We start from the raw sequence: 20,887 nt of genomic DNA, 5'->3' as shown, positions 1-20,887 counted from the left end.
GCCGTCATGCCCTCGTCTCGATTCCAACTGTCGCGCGTCATGATCGTCATCGTTGCGATGGCGCTTGTGGCGGGTCTCGGCGTGGCGATCGCGACTTCGCGGGACGCTCACAGCGGCGCGTCGACAACACCGACGATGGCCGCTGCACACCCGAAGGCAGAGTTGCCGAAGTATGTGGCGATGGGGAGTTCGTTCGCTTCGGGACCGTCGTCCAACAAGCGTGGCGTGAACAACTGCGGACGCAGCGACGACAACTACCCGAGTCGTGTCGCCGAGACCATGCACTACCGGTTGATGGACGTGACCTGCGCCGGATCGACGACGTCCGAGATCCTGGCACCGTCCAAGCGCTATCACAAGCCGGCCCAGATCAACGCTGTCACCGCAGACACCTCGCTTGTCACGATCACGAGCGGCGGCAACGATGTCGGCTACATCGGCCGGCTTGGCGTGCAGAGCTGCGTGAACCTGGCGATGTCGGGTCTTACGCCCGTGCATTGCAATGCGTCACGAATCCCGGCACCGGCACCGACACCCGCCGACTTCGTGAAGGTGGAACAGAACCTGATCGCGATCGCGCGAGAAGTTCACAAGCGTGCACCCACGGCGCGGATCGTGTTCGTCGACTACCTGCCTGTCGTGTCGGCTGCTGACATCGTCTGTCCCGGACTCCCGCTGGCCCCGTGGGAGGTTCTCGAGGCCAGCGTCGTGGCAGATACGCTCGCCGGCGCGACCGCTCGTGCTGCGCGTGCGACTGGTTCGACCCTCGTACAGGCGTCGCAATCGGGTAAGGCGCACACCGTGTGCTCGCCTGAACCATGGCTGCAGGGCTTCCCTGGCCGCCCTCCGTACCATCCGACGACCGCCGGCAAGGCCGGAGTCGCGAAGCTTGTCGAGGACGTTCTCCGTCCGCGCTAGTGTCGCGTGTTCTCAACGCTTTTGAGCATGGCAGTGTCCCCGCCTGACCAGCTCAGGCGGGGTTGCGCACCACGTCGACCCCTGGTGGGGCCGGTGGTCCCGGTGGTGGTGCCGGGATCCGGCACGACAACCATTTCTCGACCGCCGACCCGGACTGAGTGGCACGGATGGCCGGGAGCAGCTTCTCCGGCTGCAACGAGTGGTTGACTTTCCACGGCTGGTTCGAGCCGGTGGGTCGCCATCCGACTCGGCCTTTGAACGGGCCGGAGGTGAGGATGGTGGTCTCCCATCCGCCGGGTGTGGTGGAGACGCTGCGGTTGTGTCCTCCGCAGGCCCCGCCGAGGTGGTTGATGTCGGTGGGTCCGCCGTCTTGCCAGTCGGGCATGTGGTGGGCTTGGGTGCGTGACCACGGGGTAGTGCAGCCGGGCGCGGTGCATCCGCGGTCCCGACCGAACAACGCCAGCCGCTGAGCCAACGAGGCCAGTCGCTTGCCGCGACCCAGGTGCAGAACCTGTGAGGACTGGCCTTCGAACACTTCGAGCCATGGTGTCGCGTCGGCGGCGATGTCGACCAGATCAGTGACCGGCAAGCGTGTGCCGGTTGCGGTGACCGCAACACCTGCCCGGTTCTCGAGGTCCTCCAGCGAAGCGGTGACCACAAGGTGTGAGGGGAGGGCGGCGGAGTCGCCGAGGGCGCCGTTGGCGAGCAGGTGGTCGAGCATTGCTTCGAGCGCGTCGTGGTTGCGCTGGGACTGCGAGCGCGTGTCCCGCTCGCGGGCGGCGGAAAGAGCCTCGGCGTCCGCTCCGAGCGCCGCGCCGCGGGGTGATTCGGGGTCGTCGGGGTTGTTCATTCCGGGTTCGGCCCAGAGGGTGAGGGTTGCTTCGAGCTTTGCTCGAAGCGACGGCGACAGTTGTGCCCGGATCTTGGACATCAGCCGCTTGTCTTGCGGTTGGATCGCGAATCCGCGGGTGCGGGCGCGGTCGGCGTCGTCGGTCAGCGACCCGTCGGGGTCGAGGTGGGCGAGGATCCGGCGGCCGACTTCGCGGGTGGCTTCCGGGGTGAGTTCCCGGGACAGTTCGGCGAGCTCGGCTTCGGCACGGGCCTTGTCCTCGGCCGGGATGGCGGCGGGTATCTCGTCGATGACGGCGGAGATCTCGGTGATGTGGTCGACCGACAGATCACCATCGGCGACTGCTGCCGCGGTGGCCGGCAGGGTCGGGTCGAGTTGGTCGCCGGAGTAGTTGTACATCGGGCTGATCGCCAGCGCGGCGGTCAGGCGGCGTTTACTGGCGCCCGCACTGAGACGCAGCGCGGAAGTCAGGTACTTGCCCGGCGTCTGCGCTCCCGCTTTGCGGTACGCGCCGCGGGTGGAGACTTCGGCGAAGATACGAGCGTCCACGCCGTCGGACCGGCGATGCGACTGTTCCAAGACCTTCGCGGTGAGCAGGACGTCATCGTCGGTCATCGGGGTCAGGGACACCGATGACAGCTTCGCGGCCACCGCGTCCTGCAGGCGAGCGAGTTCGAGAGGCGAATCAGGGAGATCAAAGGTGCTGGTCATGGTGTCCGCCTCCCTTCCGCGAGTCGTGGACTGTGTCCGGTTTTGCTGTTATCTCCAGTATAGGCTAGTGTGCGACAAATCATAGAAGTCTCGCAAAATAGTTCGATCAGATGTCAAAATCAACGCCCGGCGAGAAATCTCGCCGGGCGTTGTCGTGAGGGTCGAGCTGTCAGACTTTCTTGTCGGTGACCCTTGCGGGGGTCTCGTCGTCGACGGGGATGTCGGTGACGGGATCCTCGATCTCATCCACCAGTGACGGTTCAGGCTCGGCGAGTGCGGCTGCGCGGTCGGCGGCACGCTCCTCACGAGTCTCCGACAGCTGTCGGGCGGCGACAACGGCGGCCGACCAGAGGAGCAGCACGCCGATCGCGGCGATGAGCGAACCAATCGACGTGTTGGCCCACTCGCGGAGTGCCCCTCCGACGACGATCGCGCCAATGGCGACGGCTGCTGACTTCGCCGGTGTCTGCTTGCGCCAGTCTTCGCGTTCGCGGCCGGTGGTCACCAGGCTCACTGGGCTACGGCGCAGGACCTCGGCGAGGAACACGGTCAAGATCAGCGTGATGACGTACGTGATCAGGATGTTCATGCCCATGGACAGGCTGTCCCACCGGCGAGTGGTCGACATGACCTCCGACAGGACGATGACGTGGCCTAGATAGATCGCGAATGAGCGGTCGGAACCCTTTCGGAGGATCGTGTCGGCCAGCGATCCCGGGCGGCGTCGTGCCTGCCACGCCATGCCGCCGATGAAGAGGATGCAGATGACTGACAGGAAGAGGAACACGTTGTGGAACATGAAGACGTTCGTTGCGCGGAACATCTCTTCGGTGCCTGCGGCCGGGTCGGGCATGTCGACGGCGCCGTTCGCCTTGCCCTTGAAGTAGACGAGTGTTGCGATGATCGTCGCAGTGGCTGCGCCGACGATGTAGAAGCGGTACTTCTTCATGAAGCCGGTGAATGCTTCGAAGTGGTAGGCGGCGAGGCAGCCGGCGAAGATGAAGAACTGGTACGGCAGGATTGTGATCGGCAGGTATCGCCACAGTGTGCCGAGCGGCGTGTCCTCGAAGAGTGACGAGACGTCGAGGCCGAGGAAAGACTTCGGGTAGTCGCGGACCATCTGGAACATGAACCACGCCTGGACTGCTGCACTGAGCGCCAGCAGGTAGCGGTGGTAACCCCACGTCCGTTTGATGACCCACAGAACGAGTGGGAACACGACGTAGATCTGCATGCTCACCGACAGGAAGTACAGGTGATAGGCGGCGTGGCCGGTGATCAGGTCGTACGCGAAGCTCTTGACGGCGAGTCGGATCGTGTGGCTGTCATCGAAGATCGCGAAGACGTTCTCGAGGCCGCCCTTCTGATAGTGCTTGTTCAGCCAGTAGAAGAGCGACCAGACGAGAAACGGCAGGCCGATGAGCTTGAACCGTCGTCGCCAGAACGTCGGAGCGTGGAGATCCCGGTTCCGATACTGATACGTCAGGACGAAACCGGTCAGTGCGAAGAAGCAGTACCTGGTGTACCGAAGGATCAGGCCGGCACCCTGGGCGATGATCGCCGTGTACGGTGCCATCCCCAGAATCACGTGGTCGAGGATCACTCCCGCGAACGTCACCAGTCGCACGAAGTCGATCTGATAGAGGTGGCGGTCCTTCTTCGCAGGCTTCTTCTCGGGAGTGCCTGTTTCGGTGTCTGACATGTCGCGTTGAAGTCCGTCTCGTCTGGCGGGGCGCCTGGCGTGGGCGCGATTCTGGCTTGTTGGAACGTTACTAGTTGCCTTCGCCAACTCCCGCATCGAAACCGGCCCAGCGCTGTTCTGCCGTTTCCGGTGGGGCTGTCGTCGCGCTAGAATCTGTGACAGTTGTTTCGCATGAGACTAATGGGGTGGATGATGCGACGATCTGTTGTCCGAGGGGCAGTTGCACTGACAGTGCTGGCAATGGCCTGCACTGGAACCGGTGTGGCGTCGGCAGACCCGGCGGTCACGCCGTCGTCGACTGCGCCTGCGACCGCTCAGTTGCCGTCGCGGATCGTGACGAAGGCGGTCGTCGCTGGGCAGGAGACGCTCCTCGAGGTGTACTCGGCGGCGATGGGTCGAGTCATCCCGCTCACCGTTCTTCGTCCGAAAGACACGTCGCGTCCCGCGCCGGTCCTCTACCTCTTGAACGGTGCAGGCGGTGGCGAGGATTCAGCGACGTGGAAGGCGAAGACCGACTACCAGAAGTTCTTCGCCGACAAGCATGTGAACGTCGTGACCCCGAACAGCGGCGCCTTCTCCTACTACACGGATTGGCAGAAGGACGACCCGGTGCTCGGGCGGAACAAGTGGCAGACCTTCCTCACCCAGGAGCTCCCCCCGCTCGTCGACGAGGCGTTCAACACCACGGGCGCGGATGCGATCGCGGGCATCTCGATGGCAGGCACGTCGGTCTTCAACCTCGCGATCGCGGCACCGAAGCTGTACCGTTCCGTCGCCGCGTTCAGCGGTTGCGCGCGAACGAGTGATCCGCTCGGCCAGGCGTACATCCGGACCGTTGTCGGCGACCGCGGGCGCGGCGACATCACCAACATGTGGGGACCGCTCGACGGCCCCGGTTGGAAGGACAACGATCCGTTCCTCCACGCCGACAAACTGAAGGGCGTCAAGGTGTACATGACCACCGGAACCGGCCTTCCCGGTCGGTACGACGTCCCGAACGCTCGCCTCATCGACGGGAACCCCGCGACGCTGCTCGATCAGGTGCTGATGGGTGGAGTCATCGAAGCGGTCGTCGACAGCTGCACCCAGCAGATGCAGCAGGCGCTCGTCGCGAACGGCGTCGACACGACCCTCACCGTCCGGCCGACCGGAACTCACTCGTGGGAGTACTGGGAGCGTGAGCTCCACAGCACCTGGCCTGAGATCGCCAAGGACCTCGCGGCCCAGAGCTGACAGTCTGACGCGGTTTGTCGTACCGGACCGATACAGTTCGGTGCATGGGGAGGCGAATGCGTGGGCAGGCAGCGACAGTTCTCATGGTCGTCCTGATGGTGATCTTGGCGGCGTGCGGTGATTCCACCAAGAACTCGCCCGACGGCGTCGCGACGGTCACCGTGACTGCAGGTGCGAGCAGTCAGACGACTTCATGCACTGACGCCATTCCAGAGGTCACCGGGCCGTTCACGACAAGCCAGTCCGGAACGTACTTCCATCCGGAGAAGTCGACCCAGAATGGCGGCGACAGCTGCTTCGGCTTCCGTGTCTACGACGGGTCTCTCGGCGATGCCTCCGGGCCTGCAGGCACAGGCTCGTCGACGGGGCAGATTCTGGTGGTGTTCGTGAACGGTTCGCCAGTCGTCGACCCGCGTCCATACGTCATGAAGACGATCCGTGTGACGCAGTGGTCTGGCGACCAACTCGACGTCCAATTGGACCTTCGAGAGCGTGGGATCGATCCGGAGTCGTGGGCGGACGTGCCCTATCGAAAGTCTGGGACCAGCGTGCAAGCGTCCATCCCGGATCAGGGTTCGCGCACCTACATCACGTCGTTCGGTTCGACCGGCGCCGTGCCGACGACGTCGACGTCGAGCGGGTCGACGGTCCCTCTCGAGCGGTTCCGGAGCGGAAATCAGTCGGCTTTCCGGTCGCCGACCGGTGCGATCGTCTGTGTGTCGCACGAGACGTCGTTTCGGTGTGAGACGCCCAATGCGCCGCATCGGGTCTCGAAGGATCTGGTTTGTGGGATCTATCCCGCCCAGTATGAGACCGCCAACTCCAACGTGTTCATGTGGCGGCCCACCGGGGCCTGCACGACCACGCTGCAAGGTCAATGGGCGACGCCGCACGGTGTCCTCCAGTACAGCGAGAAGGTAACCGTCCCCGTGTCGGGCGGAACACTGACGTGCTCGTCGAGCACTGCCGGATTCCGGTGCGTCACACCTGATGGGAAAGGGTTCACGGTGTCGCGGGAGGGCTTCGCGCGGATCTGATCCCGCTGGGCGGGAGCGGGCGTCGAGGTCGGCCTTTCCGCCGCGCTAGCGTGCGGTGACCGCCGACTAGGAGACGACATGGGCACACGCCGAACCGACCTGCATCCCGACGTTGAGGAGATGCTCGCACGACTCGACGAAGGGTTTCCGACGGTGTCGCACATGACGGGCGCCGAGGCCCGTGCCGCGATCGAAGCGCGTCGTGGGCCCCGCGGCACCGAACCCGATCTCGCATCGCTGACCGACCTGTCGATCGACGGACCGGGCGGACCGCTCGCGCTCCGCGTCTACGTCCCGCATCGGCAGGAGCGGACTGGAGCGCTGCCCGTCATCGTGTTCGCACACGGCGGCGGCTTCGTGTTCTGCAACCTCGACACTCACGACGAGTTCTGCCGGGCAATGGCGCACAACACCGAGACGATTGTCGTATCCGTCGACTATCGGCTCGCACCGGAGAACCCCGCCCCCGCCGCGATGGAGGACATGTATGCCGCCGTCGAGTGGGCGGCAGCGTCGATCGGCGAGTTCGGAGGCGATCCGACCTGCATCGCCGTCGCCGGGGACAGTGCCGGAGGAAACCTGTCGGCGACAGTCAGCATCGCGGCCCGGGACCGCGGCGGACCGCGGATCGCGGGTCAGGTCCTCATCTACCCGGTGCTCGGCGAGGGCTCGGGAACCGCGTCGTACACGGAGTACGCCAAGGGGTACTACAACGATGTGGCGTCGCTCGAGTGGTACTGGAACAACTACGCTCCCACCGGGCGCGACTCGGCGCTGGTGGACCCGACCAGGGCGTCCTCACACGAGGGGCTGCCGCCCGCGGTGATCGCTCCGGCCGAACTCGACGCATTGTGCGACTCCGCCGAGGCGTACGCGGACACACTCCGTGCGGCCGGAGTCCCCGTCACCTTCCACCGCTTCGACGGACTGTTTCACGGGGTCCTGACATTCGCCCAGTTCTCGCTCACTCCCGCCGCTCGCGCACAGATGTGGGCGCTTGTCCGAGGTTTGCCGGGCTTCGCCTGACGCGAAGGTGTGTCGCCCAACTCGCTTCGCGCGTTGGGCGACACACCTTTAGGTCCGCTGATCGGGACGGACACCCATTCGGGTGCCCGTCCCGATTTACATTCGGCGAATGACCTCATCAACAAAGCGAATGGACGGGAAGGTCGTGCTCGTGACGGGCGCGGCGAGCGGCATGGGCAGAGCCCACGCGGTCCGGCTGGCGCAGGAGGGCGCGGAGATCATCGCGCTCGACCTGCCCGCGGCTGACGAGGGCCTTGCCGAGACGGCCGGTCTCATCGCAGGCGCCGGAGGCCGCTGCACAGTTGGGCATGCGGACGTGACCTCGCAGGACAGCGTCCGGGAGGCCGTCGAGAACGCCATCGGCGCCGACGGTCATCTGCACACCGTGGTGGCGAATGCCGGGATCTACCCGTCGGCAGGCCTGTCATGGGAACTCGACGACGCGGACTGGCAGCGTCCTATCGACGTCAACCTCACCGGCGTGTGGAACACCGTCAAGGCGACGTTGCCGCACCTGAAGTCGGGAGCGTCGATCGTCATCATCAGCTCGGTCAACGGGCACAAGGGCGGCGCGCGGGTGGCGCACTACTCCGCGGGCAAACACGCCGTCGTCGGCCTCATGCGAACGCTCGCCAACGAACTCGGCGCCTCCGGAATCCGCGTCAACACGGTGAACCCCGGCTCCGTCGCGACGCCGATGATCCTCAACGACGAGGTGTTCGCCAAGCTGCGCCCCGACCTCGACAATCCCACCCTCGACGACGCGGCACGTGAACTCGGCGGCCGAAACCTGCTGCCGGTGCCGTGGGTGGACGCCGAAGACGTGAGTAACGCAGTCCTCTTCCTCGCATGCGACGAGTCCCGCTACGTGACGGGAACTCAGATCGTCGTCGACGCGGGCCTGACCCAGAAAGTTATCTGACATGAGTGGACGTCTAGAAGGAAAGGTCGCGCTGATCACCGGCGCGGCACGCGGCATCGGACGCGCTCAGGCGGTGCGGTTCGCACAGGAGGGCGCCGACGTGATCGGCATCGACCTGTGCGGTCCCGTCGACACCGTCTCCATCCCGCACGCGACGCGCGAAGACCTCGCGGAGACCGCGGCGGCAGTCCGTGCAGAGGGGCGACGGTTCGTCGAGGACGTCGTCGACGTCCGCGACGGCGCGGCCCTCCGCGCCGCCGTCGACGCAGGCGTCGCCGAACTCGGCGGGCTCGACACCGTGTGCGCCACCGCGGGAATCACCTCGCGCGGAATGACGTCGGAGATGACCGAGGATCAATGGCGCACCATGATCGACGTCAACCTGACCGGTGTCTGGCAGACGACGAAGGCGGCTGTGCCGCACCTGATCACGCGCGGAAGCGGCTCGATCACGTTGATCAGTTCCATCGCGGGGCTGCGCGGACTGTACGGGGTCGGGCACTACGTGGCTGCCAAACACGGTGTGGTCGGTCTGATGCGCTCACTCGCGCAGGAGACGGCCGAGTACGGGATCCGAGTCAACACCGTCCACCCGACCAATGTGAACACACCGATGATCCGGAACGACGTCGTCGCTCGCGGGTTCCGCCCCGACCTTGATCGGAGCCCCACCGAGGAGGAGTTCGCGGCGTCGGCCAGGACCATGAACATGCTAGACATCCCGTGGATCGAACCGGTCGACGTCGCCAACGCGTGTCTGTTCCTGGCGTCGGACGAGGCACGTTACATCACCGCGGTGACGCTCCCCGTCGACGCCGGCAGCACTCAGCGGTAGCGTCACGGCCTTCGACCCGCGGCGCTCACGCGAGCAGAAGAGAACTCCGCTCGAGGAACCTGTGTTCCTCGAGCGGAGTTCTCTTCTGAGTCGAAAGGCCCCGAGAATCAGGACTCGAGCAGGAAGCCCATCACGGTGCGTTCGAAGGCTGCCTTGGCCTCGATCATCGCCCAGTGGCCACAGTTCGGGAACACGTGGAGTTCGGCGTCGGGGATGGTGCGCATCGGCACGAGGGCCATGTCGAGCGGGCTCACTCGGTCGTCTCGACCCCAGGTCAGCAGGGTCTTCGCCGACACCTTGTGCATCATCGCCCACTGCGGCGGAGTGTCGGAGGCGTTCATCGCCTGAATCATCGCGGCGAATGCGGCCTTGCCGTACATGCGGCGCGCGCTCTCCAACGTGCCGGGTTCGGTGGCGAGCGCCCAGCGTTCCTCGATGAGCTGATCCGTGACGACTGAAGGGTCGTAGACCATCGAGTGCAGCCACTGGATCAGACCCTCGCGGGTGGGGTTCTCGGTGAACTCCTGGAGGAGTTTGATGCCTTCGCCCGGACCCGGGCTGAAGATGTTCCGCCCGATGCCGCCGATGGTGACGAGACGACGGATGCGGCCGGGGTTCGCGATGTCGTAGCCGACGCCGACGCCTCCGCCCATCGAGTTGCCGACGACGTCGAACGTGTCCAACCCGAGCGCGTCGACGAATGCGCCGAGTGCGCCTCCGGCGGTGACCATGGGATGACCGCCCCAGTCGTCGCTCACGCCGAAGCCGGGGAACTCGAGGACGAGGCACCGGAAGTGTTCGCCGAACAGGGCGAGATTGCCGCGATAGTTGCGCCAGCCGGTCACACCGGGGCCCGAACCGTGCAGCAGTACGAGGGGAGGACCGTCGCCGTACTCGTGATAGCGCAGGACACCCTGGGGCGTCTGCAGTTCTCGAAGAGTGGCGTCGTAGTCGACGTCCGTCATGTTTCTACTCCTGAAGTGGATGTTCTGGTGTCAGCGGATGAGGCCGGGAACGGGCTCGCGACGGAGGTCGGCGGTGCCGAGCTTGCCGTCGTGGACGGCCTTCTCGATGGCGTCGCGCAAGGCCAGGCAGGTGGGGATGTTCTGCGTCTTCTCGCCGCGCGCGACTCGCTCGGCGAACTCGGGGCATGCGTTCTCTGAATCGTCGAGCCATTGCACGCTCGTGTGCGTCGGGCTGAACTTCTCAACCAAGACGCGGTTGGTGCAGGTCCCGCAACTTATCTCGTGCATCTTTCACACCTTCTCTTCTCAGGCGACGGTCATGTCGGACGGCGCCCAGAAGGCGCGCATCGAGGTGATGAGGCCGTCGGCGTCGAATGTCATGACGTCGATGGGCTCGACGATGTACTTCGCATCGCCTGCGGTGGTGACCACGCGGAAATGGAACGCCGCCTGCAGCCCGCAGACGCGCGCGGTCAGCAACTCGGTGGTGAGCTCGGCGCCTGCGAGGCCGCCGTAGAACTCGGCGATCGCGTCGCGGCCACGCCGGACGTCGGAGCCGACCGGGTCTTCGAGAGTCGCGTCGGGTGCGTAGAGCGCGGCGACAGCTGCGGCGTCGCCGGTGGCGACGGTGTCCAGGTAGGTGCGGATGGTGGCGTTGATGTCGGGTTCGGACATGGGTCTCTCCTGTAGTCGGGCTGGGGTCAGCCGAGTTCACGGACGGGATCGGTCCCGTCCCAGTGGCGGGCGGCGGCGACGCCCGCGGCGATCAATTCACGCATCATGCCGCCCTCGATGTACTCCACGATCAGACCCGGCTGGTCAGCGGATTCCAGGTAGGCGACGCGTGTCATCTCGTTGCCCGCGCGGAACAGGACGGACAGTCCGTTGCGTTCCGCGGCGGCGATGGATCCGTCGAGATCGTCGGAGATCCAGGCGACGTGGTGGGGCCCGAGGCGGGGCGAGCCGTCGACGTCGGCGTACGGAGACGGTGTCGACGACGTGATCTGCATCAGTTCGACCTGCAGTTCGCCGCTGTATCCCATCGCGACGTCCATCGTCACGGTGGTCGCCTCACCGCGATACTCGCCGTCGAGTGTGACGTTGCGGAACACCGTCCACGGTCCGATTCCGGTGGTCCGGATCCAGTGGTCGACGGCGGCGTCGAGATCGTCGACGACGTACCCGTTCTGAACGATGGCTCCGCTGGTCATTCGGACGCCGCAGTCTGTTCGGTGCGCTGGTCGGCGGTCTTGTCGGCGGCGTGATTGGCGGCGATCCACCCGAACGTCATCGCCGGTCCGATCGTGGCGCCGGGTCCGGCGTACTCGTTGCCCATCACCGCGGCAGAGGTGTTGCCGACGGCGTACAGCCCGTCGATGATCGACCCGTCGGTGCGCCGGACCTGTGCGTTCTCGTTGTAGACGAGGCCGCCCTTGGTGCCGAGATCGCCGACCCGCATCCGCATCGCGTAGTACGGTGCACGATCGACCGAGTCGAGCACGGGATGAGGGAGCGACGGGTCGCCGTAGTACCGGTCGTACGCGCTGTCGCCTCGGCTGAAGTCGTCGTCGTGACCGCGGTCCGCGAGTTCGTTGACGCGAGCGACCTCGGCGCCGAGACCTTCCGGGTCGACGCCGATCGACTGCGCGAGCTCGGTGACGGTGTCGGCGGTGTGGATGAGGCCGTCGGCGAGCCACGACTTGGGGAACTTCTGGCCGGGCATGATGCCGCCGACCGGGTAGCGGTTCTTCGCCCGCGAGTCGAAGATGAACCACGCGTCGACGTGTCCGCCTTCGAGCTGCGCGTGAGTGAACGTGACGTAGGGGGACGCCTCGTTGGTGAACCGCCGGCCCGTCGTGTCGACGATGAGCGAGCGGGGGATCGACCTCTCGGCTACCAAGACCTGCATCACCCCGTTCGGAAGCTGCATCGACGGCATCCACCAGGCGTCGTCCATCAGGTCGACGGCGGCGCCGACCGCCTGACCCGCGCGGATGCCGTCTCCGGTGTTGTCCTTGGACGCCGCGCTGTAGTTCGGTCCGGCCCCGTCGGGCAGGTACGCGTCGCGCATCTCCTGGTTGTGCTCGAACCCGCCGGTCGCGAGGATCACGCCACGGCGTGCGGTGAGGGTGAGACGGTCACCGTCACGCGTCACCTCGACGCCCGTGACGGCTCCGGTCTCGTCGGTGACGAGCGATTCCATCGGGGTGCTCAACCACAGGGGGATGTGGGCGTCCTTGACCGCCAGACGCAGCCGGGCCGCGAGCGCGCGGCCGAGCGTCTCCATGCGCGCTTTGCGGGCGACGGCGATGACGGCGGCGACACCGGTCTTCAGTGCCTGCCGCCGGGCCTTCCACGTGCGGGTCACCATGTTGAGCTGCACGAAGTCCTTCTGCGTGATGTACAGCCCCGGGGGAGTGGCGAGAGCCGCCGAGCGCAGCAGGTCCGCGTCTTCGCCGAGTGCCCGGATGTCGAAGGGCATCGGCTCCACCGAGCGGCCTTCGGGCCTGCCGCCGGGATTCTCCGGGTGGTAGTCGCTGTATCCGGTGCACCACTGGAACTTCAGGTGAGGACTGCGGTCGAGGAAGGCCATCATCTTCGGCCCCTCGTCGATGAACGCATCGAGATTCGCTGACGGGACGTGATCTCCGACGATGGAGTCGAGGTAGCCGCGCACGCTCGCTCGGCTGTCGACGATGCCGATGCGCTCCAGCTGCGGGCTGTTCGGGATCCACACGCCGCCGCCCGACAGCGCAGTGCTGCCTCCGTAGACGTCGGCCTTTTCGATGATGAGCGTCGACAGGCCGCGATCGGCCGCGGCCAACGCGGCTGTCAGTCCGCCTGCACCACTGCCGACGACGATGACGTCGTATTCGGTCTTCATGCCGAAGCCTCCTGCTTCGCGTCGGCCATCGCACGAACGGCCAGGTGGCTGAACAGCATCGACGTGCCGATGGGGTTGCCGCCACCGGGGTAGACGGTGCCGCTGGGTGCGGCCATCGTGTTGCCCGCCGCGTACAGGCCCGTGATCGCGGATCCGTCGGCGCGGAGCACGTTGCCGGTGACGTCGGTGGTGAGTCCGCCCTTCGTCCCGAGGTCGGAGACGCCGAACGCCGCAGCGTGGAACGGTCCCTGATCGACGGTCACCAGCGGCGGCTCGCCGCCGGAGAACGCGCGGTCGTAGGCCTCGTCGCCGCGCCCGAAGTCGGGGTCGACGCCGGTCGGGACGTGGCCGTTGTACTTCTCGACGGTGGCGACGAGTGCATCAGCCGGGACGCCGATCTTCGCGGCCAGCTCCTCAAGGGTGTCCGCCGTGTGCCAGAGGCCTGCGTCGACGTACTCCTGTGTGGGGGAGAACGACACGTTCGGCGCCTTGCACGGTGGCACTTCGCCTTCCTTGTCGTCGTAGATCATCCAGAACGGGAGCGTCACCTCTCCTGCGGCCATCTGATCGAGGACGTCGCGGCCGAGGCGGTCGTACGGTGCGGACTCGTTCACAAAACGTTCGCCGTTCTGGTTGACGAAGATGCCGCCGGTGAACCACAGAGCGAACGCCGACCGGCCGTCCGGGTGCGTCAGACCGGGGGACCACCATGCCTGATCCATCAGGTCGGTGGCTGCACCCGCGGCGATGCCCGCCCGGTGGGCCTGTCCGGTGTTGGTGGCCGGACCCATCGTGTCGCGGGCCACGCCGGGCACACCGTATTCGGCGCGCATGGTGTCGTTGCCTTCGAAGCCGCCGGTCGCGAGCAGGACGCCGCGGCGGGCACGGATCGCCTCGCGCTTGCCGTCGCGCTCGACGATCACGCCGGTCACCTCGCCGTCGTCGGTGACGAGGTCGACGAGAGCCGTATTGAGCTGCAACGTCGCGTTGTCGCGGGGTTCGAGAGCCATCAGGAAGCGGGCGACAAGAGCGCGCCCGCCGATGTAATAGTCGGGAGTCGGCGCACCGAGCCGGTCGACGTCGAGTGGGCCTCGCACCACGTCCTTGTAGGCCGGCGCATCGGACACGGGAAACGGCGTCGGCATCGTGTGGCGCTGTCCGTCGAGGCGGGCCTTCGGCGCCTTGCCGAAGTAGTCGGGCCACGGCAGCATCTCGAACTTCAGGTTCTCGTCCTGCTCGAGGTACTCGATGAGCGGTGCGCCGCCTCGGACGTAGGTCTCCTGAAGGTCGGCCGGAGTGCGGTCGCCGACCACCGAGCGGTAGTAGGTGAGAGCGTCCTCGATCGTGTCGTCGGTGCCCGCCCGCATCAGCACCGGGTTGCACGGGAACCAGACGCCGCCGCCTCCCGAGTAGGCGGTGGTTCCGCCGAACTTGTCGGACGCCTCCACCAGGAGGACCGACAGGCCCTCACGTGCGGCCGTGTAGGCGCCGCACATGCCGCCGCCTCCCGATCCGGCGACGACGACGTCGTACTCCTGCGTCCAGTCCACGCTCAACGGTCCACTCCTGACTCATGACGAAAATGTCGTTCGACGCCGACGGTAAGCCGCGCGGCAACACTGGCGACGGCGGCTTCCCGGTGACCGGGACGTACCGGTGAGCGGGAATCACGCTGTCTACCCGGCTGCGATGGTCTTAGCGTCGTTGCTGTTGGTCGGGGAGGTCCCGGCACAGTGACGAGAGGCGCAGCGTGAGTGAGACTGTGGAGTCCGTAGACGTCGACGTGGTGGTTGTCGGTGCAGGTTTCGGTGGGCTGTACGCTCTGCACCGCCTGCGTTCGGACGGCAAGAGCGTCCGGCTGTTCGAGGCGGGCGGCGGCATCGGCGGTGTCTGGTACTGGAACCGTTACCCCGGCGCCCGATGCGACGTCGAGAGCGTCGACTACTCGTACTCGTTTGACGAGGACCTCCAGCAGGAGTGGGACTGGAGCGAGAAGTACGCGACCCAGCCTGAGATCCTCCGGTACGTGGATCACGTCGCGACACGTTTCGACCTGTACCGCGACATCAGCCTCAACACCAGGGTGGAGCAGATCGCCCTCGACGAGGACACGCTGACGTGGACGGTGAGGACCGACGCCGGTGAGACGGTGACCGCTCGGTGGGTCGTCCTGGCGCTCGGGCCGCTGTCGAACTCGAACATCCCGGCGATCGACGGGATCAACGAGTTCGCCGGCCCCGTGCTGCACACGGGACAGTGGCCGCACGAGCAGGTCGACTTCACCGGGCAGCGTGTCGGAGTCATCGGAACCGGATCGTCCGGGATCCAGTCGATTCCCGAGATCGCGAAGCAGGCCGATCACCTCACGGTGTTCCAGCGCACCGCCAACTACAGCATTCCCGCCGGGAACCGGCCTCTGTCCGACGCCGATCGCGCAGCGCAGAAGGCCGACTACGCGGAGCGTCGACGACTGTCGATGGCGAGCGGCGGAGGCTCACCGCACATGGCGTACCCGAAGAACACGCTCGACGCGACCGAACAGGAACGTCAGGCGGCGTACGAGGAACGCTGGGAACTGGGCGGAGTCCTGTTCAGCAAGACGTTCCCCGACCAGCTGACGTCACTCGACGCCAACGTCCCCGCCCGTGAGTTCTGGGAGTCGAAGGTACGCGCGGTGATCGACGATCCCCAGGTCGCGGCCGATCTGATCCCGTCTGATCACCCGATCGGCACCAAGCGGATCTGCACCGACAGCGGATACTTCGAGACGTACAACCGTGACAACGTCGAACTGGTGAACTTGCGGAAGGCCCCCATCGAGCGGATCGACGCGACTGGCGTGGTCACCGCGGACGGGCGCCATCACGACATCGACGTACTGGTGCTCGCGACCGGCTTCGACGCGATGACCGGCTCTGTCGCCAAGATCGACATCGTCGGTCGTGGCGGCCGGACGCTGAACGACGAGTGGGCGGCCGGTCCGCGCACATACCTGGGGCTCGGCATCGCGGGTTTCCCGAATCTGTTCAACCTGACCGGTCCCGGCAGCCCGTCGGTGTTGGCGAACATGGTGCTGCACTCGGAACTGCACGTCGACTGGATCTCCGATGCGATCGCACATGTCGACGACTCGGGCTCGGTCGGTTTCGAAGCTCGCGCCGAGGCAGTCGACGAGTGGGTCGACGAGTGCAGGCGTCGGGCGGAGGGGTCCCTCATGGTTCAGGCCAACTCCTGGTACCTCGGGGCCAACATTCCCGGTCGTCCGCGAGTGTTCATGCCGTTCGTCGGCGGGTTCGGAGCGTACGGCGACATCATCGCGAAAGTCGCAGCCAACGACTACGAGGGTTTCCAACTCCTCTGACCTATTTGAGACTGCTCGTCCCCGATTTCGGCACCCGCCGCCGCTTGATGCGGTCGACGGGTGCCGAAGTCGTCTGCAACCTGGGGCGACGTGCCTCCCGGTGACTGGTTGCAGGCACGAGCGCGCGTCACTGCGTTGTTACGATCAGGAAGTGCAGGATGATTCCGACGGCGAGAGCCGGCCTCTCCCCGACATCCCTCCGACCGGCTGGGCGGTCCTCGGTCTGCTCAGTTCCAACGAGAGCGGATCAGGCTACGACGTGAAGAAGTGGGCCGACTGGTCGATCGGCCACTTCTACTGGAGTCCGTCGTTCAGCCAGGTGTACAGCGAGATGAAACGCCTCGAGAAGTTGGGCTTGGCGAAGTCGTGGACGGAGAAGAGTGCAGGCGAGCGGTCGCGCCGACTGTACGCGGTCACTGAGGAAGGTCATCGCGCGCTCGAAGAATGGGTGATGACCGGGCCGGTCGACCTCCCGATTCTCAAACACCCGGTATTGATGCGCATCTGGCTCGGGCACTTGAGCTCCCCGGACCGTCTGAAGGCGATTCTGACCGACTACATGGACCAGCTTCGTGACCTGATCAAGACGGCCGAGAACGACGGCGAGTTGGCGACGATCGAACCGTCATGGGCGTATCCGAGGCTCGCACTTCGCTGGGCGCACCGGCACTATCAAGCGGAACTGGAGCTGGCGCAGGACCTCTACGACGAGATCGACGCGACGTACGCGGCGTTGACGCCTGCACTCGATGAGAACGGGCGCCTCATTCCGCCTGCCCCGGAACGCTGGCGTGAGGTGGACGCGATGGCGCGAGCGGCCGCTGAGGCCGCCGCAGCGACGAACGACGCCGCCCCCGAATGATCGGGAGCGGCGTCGGTTAGAGCAGAGGGTCTCGCGGTCAGGCGACGGGGCGCTGCGCCGTTGGAAGGAAGCCGCGTCGCTGCTGGAGGGTAGGCGTGATGCGGACCGCATCGTCCGCGGTGTTCCGCCAGATGCCGAGGGCAGCCATCCGCAGGGGTGATGTGAGACGGTTGTCGAAGGTCATCTTCTCGATCGGGCCGCACATCGAGATCGCGGCGACGGCCTGTCCGGGTTCGCCGATCGGCACCGCGACGCAGCCGAATCGCGCGACCGCCTCTTCGCGTTCGAATGCGACGCCGTGCGCGCGAACCTTCGCGAGCTCGGCAGTCAATGCCGACGACGATGCGATCGAGAAGCGCGTGCGGCGCTCCAGCGGTGCGCTCTGGTCGATGTCGTCGGTGTGTGCGAGCAGTGCCTTGCCGATAGCCGTGCAGTGTGCCGGCTGGCGGCCGCCGACGCGGGTGGGGAGCGCCTTTCCGAGGCCTTCGCCGATCTTCTCGAGGTACACCACGTCGCTGCCCTGTAGGACTGCGAGGTGAATGACGAAGCCCGTCATCCGGTGGAGCTCATGGAGGAACGGCATGGCGGCCGAGTGCAGGCGGTCCTGGTGCACGGCGAGGGAACCGAGCTCCACCAGGCGCATGCCGAGCTCGTAGTCGCGACCGTCGCGGCGGAGCCAGCGGAGTGCGACGAGGCGTTCGAGCATGCGGTGGGCGGAAGACCGGGGCAGTCCGGTGCGGCGGACGATCTCGGCGAGGTTCTGACGGGCGTGTCCTTCGAAGGCGTCGAGGACGAGGGAGACGCGGTCGAGGACGGCGTTGGGAGTGTTGTCGGTCATGACTCTCCAGGAGGGTGGGGGCTGAGTGTCATTGCCTAGCCGACTGAGCTCAAGGCTGTGACCTCGGTATTTCGATTAGGCATATTGAGAATAGCGCTCACTGAGGCCTGTGTCACGTTTTTCTTCGAATATGACGCTGACTTCATTGAAAGCGCAGGTCAGTGGCGTCTCCCGGATACGAGAAAGGGAGCCGTGCTCCCCCGTGGGGTGGGCAACACGGCTCCCTCTCGCGTGATGACTCACTACGTCTCGACTCCGCTCGACGAGCGGGGAGGCAACCCGCTCGACGGGCGGGCTGGTGGCACCGTCACATCGCTGCGAGCGGCTCGCTTCCGGACCAGTCGTGGCCCCAGTAGCTGTCGGCGGTGATCTCTTCCGACGTGTAGTGGGCCTCGTCGACCTTCATGCCCTCGCAGCCGAACTCGATGTCCCAGCCGCCGGGCGCGCGGACGTAGAACGACACCATTTTGTCGTTCGTGTGGCGGCCCAGCGTCGACGACAGGGAGAACCCGTCCTTTCCGACGCGGTCGAGAGCCTGGCCGACGGCGTCGAGCGTGTCGACCTCGACCATCACGTGAATGAGGCCGGGGGCGCCGCCGTGCGGCGCCGGGCACAGCGCGAGGCTGTGGTGACGCTCGTTGACGCCCATGAACCGGATGCGGACCGGGCCGAACTCCGGCGGCGCGGGGATGCGCATCGCGCCGCGGGGCAGGAAGCCGAGCACGTCCTGGTAGAACTCGAATGCGCCGTTCAGGTCCATCACCGGGAGCACGACGTGGCCGAGGCCCTGGCCGCCGGTCACGAACGTGGAGCCGAACGGGGTCACGATCGGGCTGTGATCGAGGATCGGGCCGTGGAACACCTCGAGGGTGGCGCCCGCGGGATCGGTGAACGAGATCCCGGCTTCGATGCGGCGAGCGTCTGCCTCCTCGCCGGACAGGTCGGTGACGCTCACGCCTGCAGCGGTGACCGCGTCCCGGACGCGTGCGAGCGCCTTGCCGTCTCGGACCTCCCATCCGATGGTGACGATCTCGTCGGTCTCGCCCTCGACGATGACGATGCGCGCTGCGCGCTCGTCCATCCGCAGGTACAGAGCGTTCTCGTCGGGGCCGGAGCCCTTCGCGAAGCCGAGGACGTCGAACGCGAAGGTGCGCCAGCGATCCATGTCGTGGGTCTGGACCTTGATGTAGCCAAGGCTCTTGATGTCGGTCATGGTGGGTCTTTCTTTGTTGGGAGGGGCGTCAGATCATCGAGCGGAGGTTGTCGGGAACCTCCAGGCCCATCGAGGCCAGGGCGGACGCGTGGTACGGGGTGCTCGGCACGTGGATGGCGTGGTTGAGGCCGGCATGCACGTCGCGCCAGAAACGCTGCAGCGGCTTGTCCATGCGGAGTGCGTTGCCGCCGGACCGCGCGTAGATCTGGTCGACGGCCATCACCGCGCGCCAGGCGGCCCGGATCTGAGTGCGTCGACCCGCTGCACGGTCGGCGAAGGTGATCTCCTTGCCTTCCTCGACCATGTCGAAGATCCGGTCGACGTTCGCCAACAGCTCCTGGCGGGCGGCGTTGATGTCGGCCGCCGCCTCGCCGATGGCGAAGAGGTTGTACGGATCGTCCTTCACCGCGACGCCCTGGGCGCCGACTCGGTCGCGCTGGTAGTCGAGATGGCATGCGAGGGCGCCTTCGGCGATGCCGATCACCGCGGAGGTGATGCCGAGCGGGAACATCGACGACCACGGCATCTTGAAGAGCGTCGAGGTCATGCCGGCCTCTGCCTGTGCGGTTCCGTCGATCACGTGGTCGCCGTTCATCACCCGGTAAGACGGGACAAAAGCGTCCTTGACGATGATGTCCTTGGATCCGGTGCCCTTGAGGCCGACGACGTTCCAGGAGTCCTCGACGATCGTGTAGTCGCTGCGCGGCAGGATCATGTGCAGCATGGTCGGCGGCAACGCCATGTCGCCCTCGGGAGTGCCGAGCATCGCGCCGAGGAAGATCCAGTCGCAGTGGTCGGTGCCGGAGCTGAACTGCCAGCGGCCGTTGAAGATGTAGCCACCGTCGACGGGGCGGGCGATGCCGGTCGGTGCGTACGGCGACGCGATCCAGGTGTTGTCGTCCTCGCCCCACACCTCCTCCTGCACCTTGGGGTCGGCGAACGCCATCTGCCACGGGTGGACGCCGACGATGCCGCACACCCATCCGGTGGCGCCGTCGAGGCTCGCGGCCTTCATGACGGTCTCGGCGAATTCGCGCGGATGTGCTTCGAGGCCGCCGTACTGTGCGGGCGCGAGCAGCTTCATCACGCCGGAGGCTTTCAGCTTCTTCGCGGTCTCGTCGGGCAGCCGGCCGAGATCTTCGGCCTCGGGGCCCTGATCGCGGATCTGGTCGGCGATCGCTTCGATGTTCTCAATGGGTCGGGTCATGATTCCTCGTTAGTGGAGTGTGAAGGAGGGGAGGGCTGGGTCAGGAGACGGTGTTGACGATGCGGCCTGCGGCGATGTTGTCCGCGACCTCCTTCTCCCAGCTCTCGACGGCACGCGTGGTGTCGATCTCGAACTCGAAGCGGTTGGTCATGTCGTCGGTGATGTCCTCGACGTCGACGTAGAACTGCTTGTACCAGCGGCGGAGCTGGTATACGGGGCCGTCTTCCTCCGACAGGAGGGGATTGTCGATCGGGGCCTTGTCGCGCCAGATCTCGACGTCCTGCTCGAATCCGACCTTCACGCCCTGGGCGAACTGCGCGGCC

At 66.1% G+C, this 20,887-nt stretch carries 19 protein-coding genes and 1 pseudogene; 8 read left to right on the top strand and 12 right to left on the bottom strand.

Annotation, left to right across the window (positions count from 1 at the left end; translation table 11 throughout):
* The first annotated feature begins 6 nt into the window (after positions 1–6).
* Positions 7–918 (top strand): SGNH/GDSL hydrolase family protein, encoded by a 912-nt coding sequence (locus WFK36_RS22505; protein ID WP_336794462.1) that lies wholly within the window; start codon positions 7–9, stop codon positions 916–918.
* A 52-nt stretch (positions 919–970) separates the two neighbouring features.
* On the opposite strand, the gene WFK36_RS22500 is transcribed toward WFK36_RS22505, so the two are convergent.
* Both WFK36_RS22500 and WFK36_RS22495 read right to left on the bottom strand, forming a co-directional pair.
* Positions 971–2,479: an HNH endonuclease signature motif containing protein gene (locus WFK36_RS22500; RefSeq protein ID WP_336794460.1), complete on the bottom strand. Its 1,509-nt coding sequence runs from the start codon at positions 2,477–2,479 to the stop codon at positions 971–973.
* Positions 2,480–2,648: 169 nt separating this feature from the next.
* Positions 2,649–4,181, bottom strand: coding sequence for an acyltransferase (locus WFK36_RS22495; RefSeq protein ID WP_336794459.1), 1,533 nt, complete (start codon positions 4,179–4,181; stop codon positions 2,649–2,651).
* Positions 4,182–4,361: 180 nt separating this feature from the next.
* On the opposite strand from WFK36_RS22495, the gene WFK36_RS22490 reads away from it, so the two are divergent.
* The 5 genes from WFK36_RS22490 to WFK36_RS22470 all read left to right on the top strand — a co-directional run bounded on the left by WFK36_RS22490 (position 4,362) and on the right by WFK36_RS22470 (position 9,234).
* Positions 4,362–5,414 carry an alpha/beta hydrolase gene (locus WFK36_RS22490; protein ID WP_341267899.1) on the top strand — a complete coding sequence of 351 codons (1,053 nt, stop codon included), beginning with the start codon at positions 4,362–4,364 and terminating at the stop codon, positions 5,412–5,414.
* Positions 5,415–5,458: 44 nt separating this feature from the next.
* Complete coding sequence (locus WFK36_RS22485; protein WP_336794455.1) at positions 5,459–6,451, top strand: hypothetical protein; 993 nt, start codon at positions 5,459–5,461, stop codon at positions 6,449–6,451.
* A gap of 78 nt (positions 6,452–6,529) precedes the next feature.
* A complete protein-coding gene (locus WFK36_RS22480; protein ID WP_336794454.1) occupies positions 6,530–7,477 on the top strand; it encodes an alpha/beta hydrolase in 948 nt (315 codons plus the stop codon).
* A 109-nt stretch (positions 7,478–7,586) separates the two neighbouring features.
* A complete protein-coding gene (locus WFK36_RS22475) occupies positions 7,587–8,399 on the top strand; it encodes a mycofactocin-coupled SDR family oxidoreductase (RefSeq protein WP_336794453.1) in 813 nt (270 codons plus the stop codon).
* 1 nt (position 8,400) lies between these two features.
* On the top strand, positions 8,401–9,234 hold the full coding sequence (locus WFK36_RS22470; RefSeq protein ID WP_336794451.1) for a mycofactocin-coupled SDR family oxidoreductase: 834 nt from the start codon (positions 8,401–8,403) through the stop codon (positions 9,232–9,234).
* Positions 9,235–9,341: 107 nt separating this feature from the next.
* On the opposite strand, the gene WFK36_RS22465 is transcribed toward WFK36_RS22470, so the two are convergent.
* From WFK36_RS22465 to WFK36_RS22440, 6 genes are read right to left on the bottom strand one after another with little or no spacing between them, the layout of a single operon-like run.
* Positions 9,342–10,199 (bottom strand): alpha/beta fold hydrolase, encoded by an 858-nt coding sequence (locus WFK36_RS22465; protein WP_336794450.1) that lies wholly within the window; start codon positions 10,197–10,199, stop codon positions 9,342–9,344.
* A gap of 30 nt (positions 10,200–10,229) precedes the next feature.
* A complete protein-coding gene (locus tag WFK36_RS22460; RefSeq protein WP_336794449.1) occupies positions 10,230–10,487 on the bottom strand; it encodes a hypothetical protein in 258 nt (85 codons plus the stop codon).
* Positions 10,488–10,505: 18 nt separating this feature from the next.
* Positions 10,506–10,874, bottom strand: a complete 369-nt coding sequence (locus tag WFK36_RS22455; RefSeq protein ID WP_008378558.1) for an SgcJ/EcaC family oxidoreductase — start codon at positions 10,872–10,874, stop codon at positions 10,506–10,508.
* Between the two features lie 26 nt (positions 10,875–10,900).
* Positions 10,901–11,410, bottom strand: coding sequence for a VOC family protein (locus WFK36_RS22450; protein WP_336794447.1), 510 nt, complete (start codon positions 11,408–11,410; stop codon positions 10,901–10,903).
* Complete coding sequence (locus WFK36_RS22445; RefSeq protein WP_336794445.1) at positions 11,407–13,083, bottom strand: FAD-dependent oxidoreductase; 1,677 nt, start codon at positions 13,081–13,083, stop codon at positions 11,407–11,409. The genes WFK36_RS22450 and WFK36_RS22445 overlap by 4 nt, the downstream gene beginning before the upstream one ends.
* Positions 13,080–14,633 (bottom strand): FAD-binding protein, encoded by a 1,554-nt coding sequence (locus tag WFK36_RS22440; protein ID WP_336794444.1) that lies wholly within the window; start codon positions 14,631–14,633, stop codon positions 13,080–13,082. The genes WFK36_RS22445 and WFK36_RS22440 overlap by 4 nt, the downstream gene beginning before the upstream one ends.
* 200 nt (positions 14,634–14,833) lie before the next feature.
* Here WFK36_RS22440 and WFK36_RS22435 point away from each other — a divergent pair, with 200 nt between their 5' ends.
* Both WFK36_RS22435 and WFK36_RS22430 read left to right on the top strand, forming a co-directional pair.
* Entirely contained in the window at positions 14,834–16,444 is a 1,611-nt protein-coding gene (locus WFK36_RS22435) for a flavin-containing monooxygenase (RefSeq protein WP_336794442.1), read from the top strand.
* A gap of 151 nt (positions 16,445–16,595) precedes the next feature.
* Positions 16,596–17,306, top strand: coding sequence for a PadR family transcriptional regulator (locus WFK36_RS22430; protein ID WP_008378562.1), 711 nt, complete (start codon positions 16,596–16,598; stop codon positions 17,304–17,306).
* A 37-nt stretch (positions 17,307–17,343) separates the two neighbouring features.
* Here the strand turns inward: WFK36_RS22430 and WFK36_RS22425 are convergent, their stop codons facing one another.
* The 4 genes and pseudogenes from WFK36_RS22425 to WFK36_RS22410 form a co-directional block, all read right to left on the bottom strand.
* On the bottom strand, positions 17,344–18,144 hold the full coding sequence (locus tag WFK36_RS22425) for an IclR family transcriptional regulator (RefSeq protein WP_336794440.1): 801 nt from the start codon (positions 18,142–18,144) through the stop codon (positions 17,344–17,346).
* A 307-nt stretch (positions 18,145–18,451) separates the two neighbouring features.
* A complete protein-coding gene (bphC, locus tag WFK36_RS22420) occupies positions 18,452–19,357 on the bottom strand; it encodes a biphenyl-2,3-diol 1,2-dioxygenase (RefSeq protein ID WP_336794439.1) in 906 nt (301 codons plus the stop codon).
* Between the two features lie 28 nt (positions 19,358–19,385).
* Positions 19,386–20,564 carry an acyl-CoA dehydrogenase family protein gene (locus tag WFK36_RS22415; protein ID WP_419717523.1) on the bottom strand — a complete coding sequence of 393 codons (1,179 nt, stop codon included), beginning with the start codon at positions 20,562–20,564 and terminating at the stop codon, positions 19,386–19,388.
* A gap of 40 nt (positions 20,565–20,604) precedes the next feature.
* A pseudogene (locus WFK36_RS22410) lies at positions 20,605–20,887 on the bottom strand (3-ketosteroid-9-alpha-hydroxylase); the annotation flags it as partial.

This window comes from Gordonia malaquae, assembly GCF_037148075.1.
GTDB classification, from domain to species: Bacteria; Actinomycetota; Actinomycetes; order Mycobacteriales; family Mycobacteriaceae; genus Gordonia; species Gordonia malaquae.
This window is presented reverse-complemented; position numbering and strand designations above follow the sequence as displayed.

Bases quoted from the DNA above. Each gene is read 5' to 3' on its own strand.
- WFK36_RS22505 (WP_336794462.1), top strand. From the start codon at position 7: ATGCCCTCGTCTCGATTCCAACTGTCGCGCGTCATGATCGTCATCGTT.
- WFK36_RS22500 (WP_336794460.1), bottom strand. From the start codon at position 2,479: ATGACCAGCACCTTTGATCTCCCTGATTCGCCTCTCGAACTCGCTCGC.
- WFK36_RS22495 (WP_336794459.1), bottom strand. From the start codon at position 4,181: ATGTCAGACACCGAAACAGGCACTCCCGAGAAGAAGCCTGCGAAGAAG.
- WFK36_RS22490 (WP_341267899.1), top strand. From the start codon at position 4,362: ATGGGGTGGATGATGCGACGATCTGTTGTCCGAGGGGCAGTTGCACTG.
- WFK36_RS22485 (WP_336794455.1), top strand. From the start codon at position 5,459: ATGGGGAGGCGAATGCGTGGGCAGGCAGCGACAGTTCTCATGGTCGTC.
- WFK36_RS22480 (WP_336794454.1), top strand. From the start codon at position 6,530: ATGGGCACACGCCGAACCGACCTGCATCCCGACGTTGAGGAGATGCTC.
- WFK36_RS22475 (WP_336794453.1), top strand. From the start codon at position 7,587: ATGACCTCATCAACAAAGCGAATGGACGGGAAGGTCGTGCTCGTGACG.
- WFK36_RS22470 (WP_336794451.1), top strand. From the start codon at position 8,401: ATGAGTGGACGTCTAGAAGGAAAGGTCGCGCTGATCACCGGCGCGGCA.
- WFK36_RS22465 (WP_336794450.1), bottom strand. From the start codon at position 10,199: ATGACGGACGTCGACTACGACGCCACTCTTCGAGAACTGCAGACGCCC.
- WFK36_RS22460 (WP_336794449.1), bottom strand. From the start codon at position 10,487: ATGCACGAGATAAGTTGCGGGACCTGCACCAACCGCGTCTTGGTTGAG.
- WFK36_RS22455 (WP_008378558.1), bottom strand. From the start codon at position 10,874: ATGTCCGAACCCGACATCAACGCCACCATCCGCACCTACCTGGACACC.
- WFK36_RS22450 (WP_336794447.1), bottom strand. From the start codon at position 11,410: ATGACCAGCGGAGCCATCGTTCAGAACGGGTACGTCGTCGACGATCTC.
- WFK36_RS22445 (WP_336794445.1), bottom strand. From the start codon at position 13,083: ATGAAGACCGAATACGACGTCATCGTCGTCGGCAGTGGTGCAGGCGGA.
- WFK36_RS22425 (WP_336794440.1), bottom strand. From the start codon at position 18,144: ATGACCGACAACACTCCCAACGCCGTCCTCGACCGCGTCTCCCTCGTC.
- bphC (WP_336794439.1), bottom strand. From the start codon at position 19,357: ATGACCGACATCAAGAGCCTTGGCTACATCAAGGTCCAGACCCACGAC.
- WFK36_RS22415 (WP_419717523.1), bottom strand. From the start codon at position 20,564: ATGACCCGACCCATTGAGAACATCGAAGCGATCGCCGACCAGATCCGC.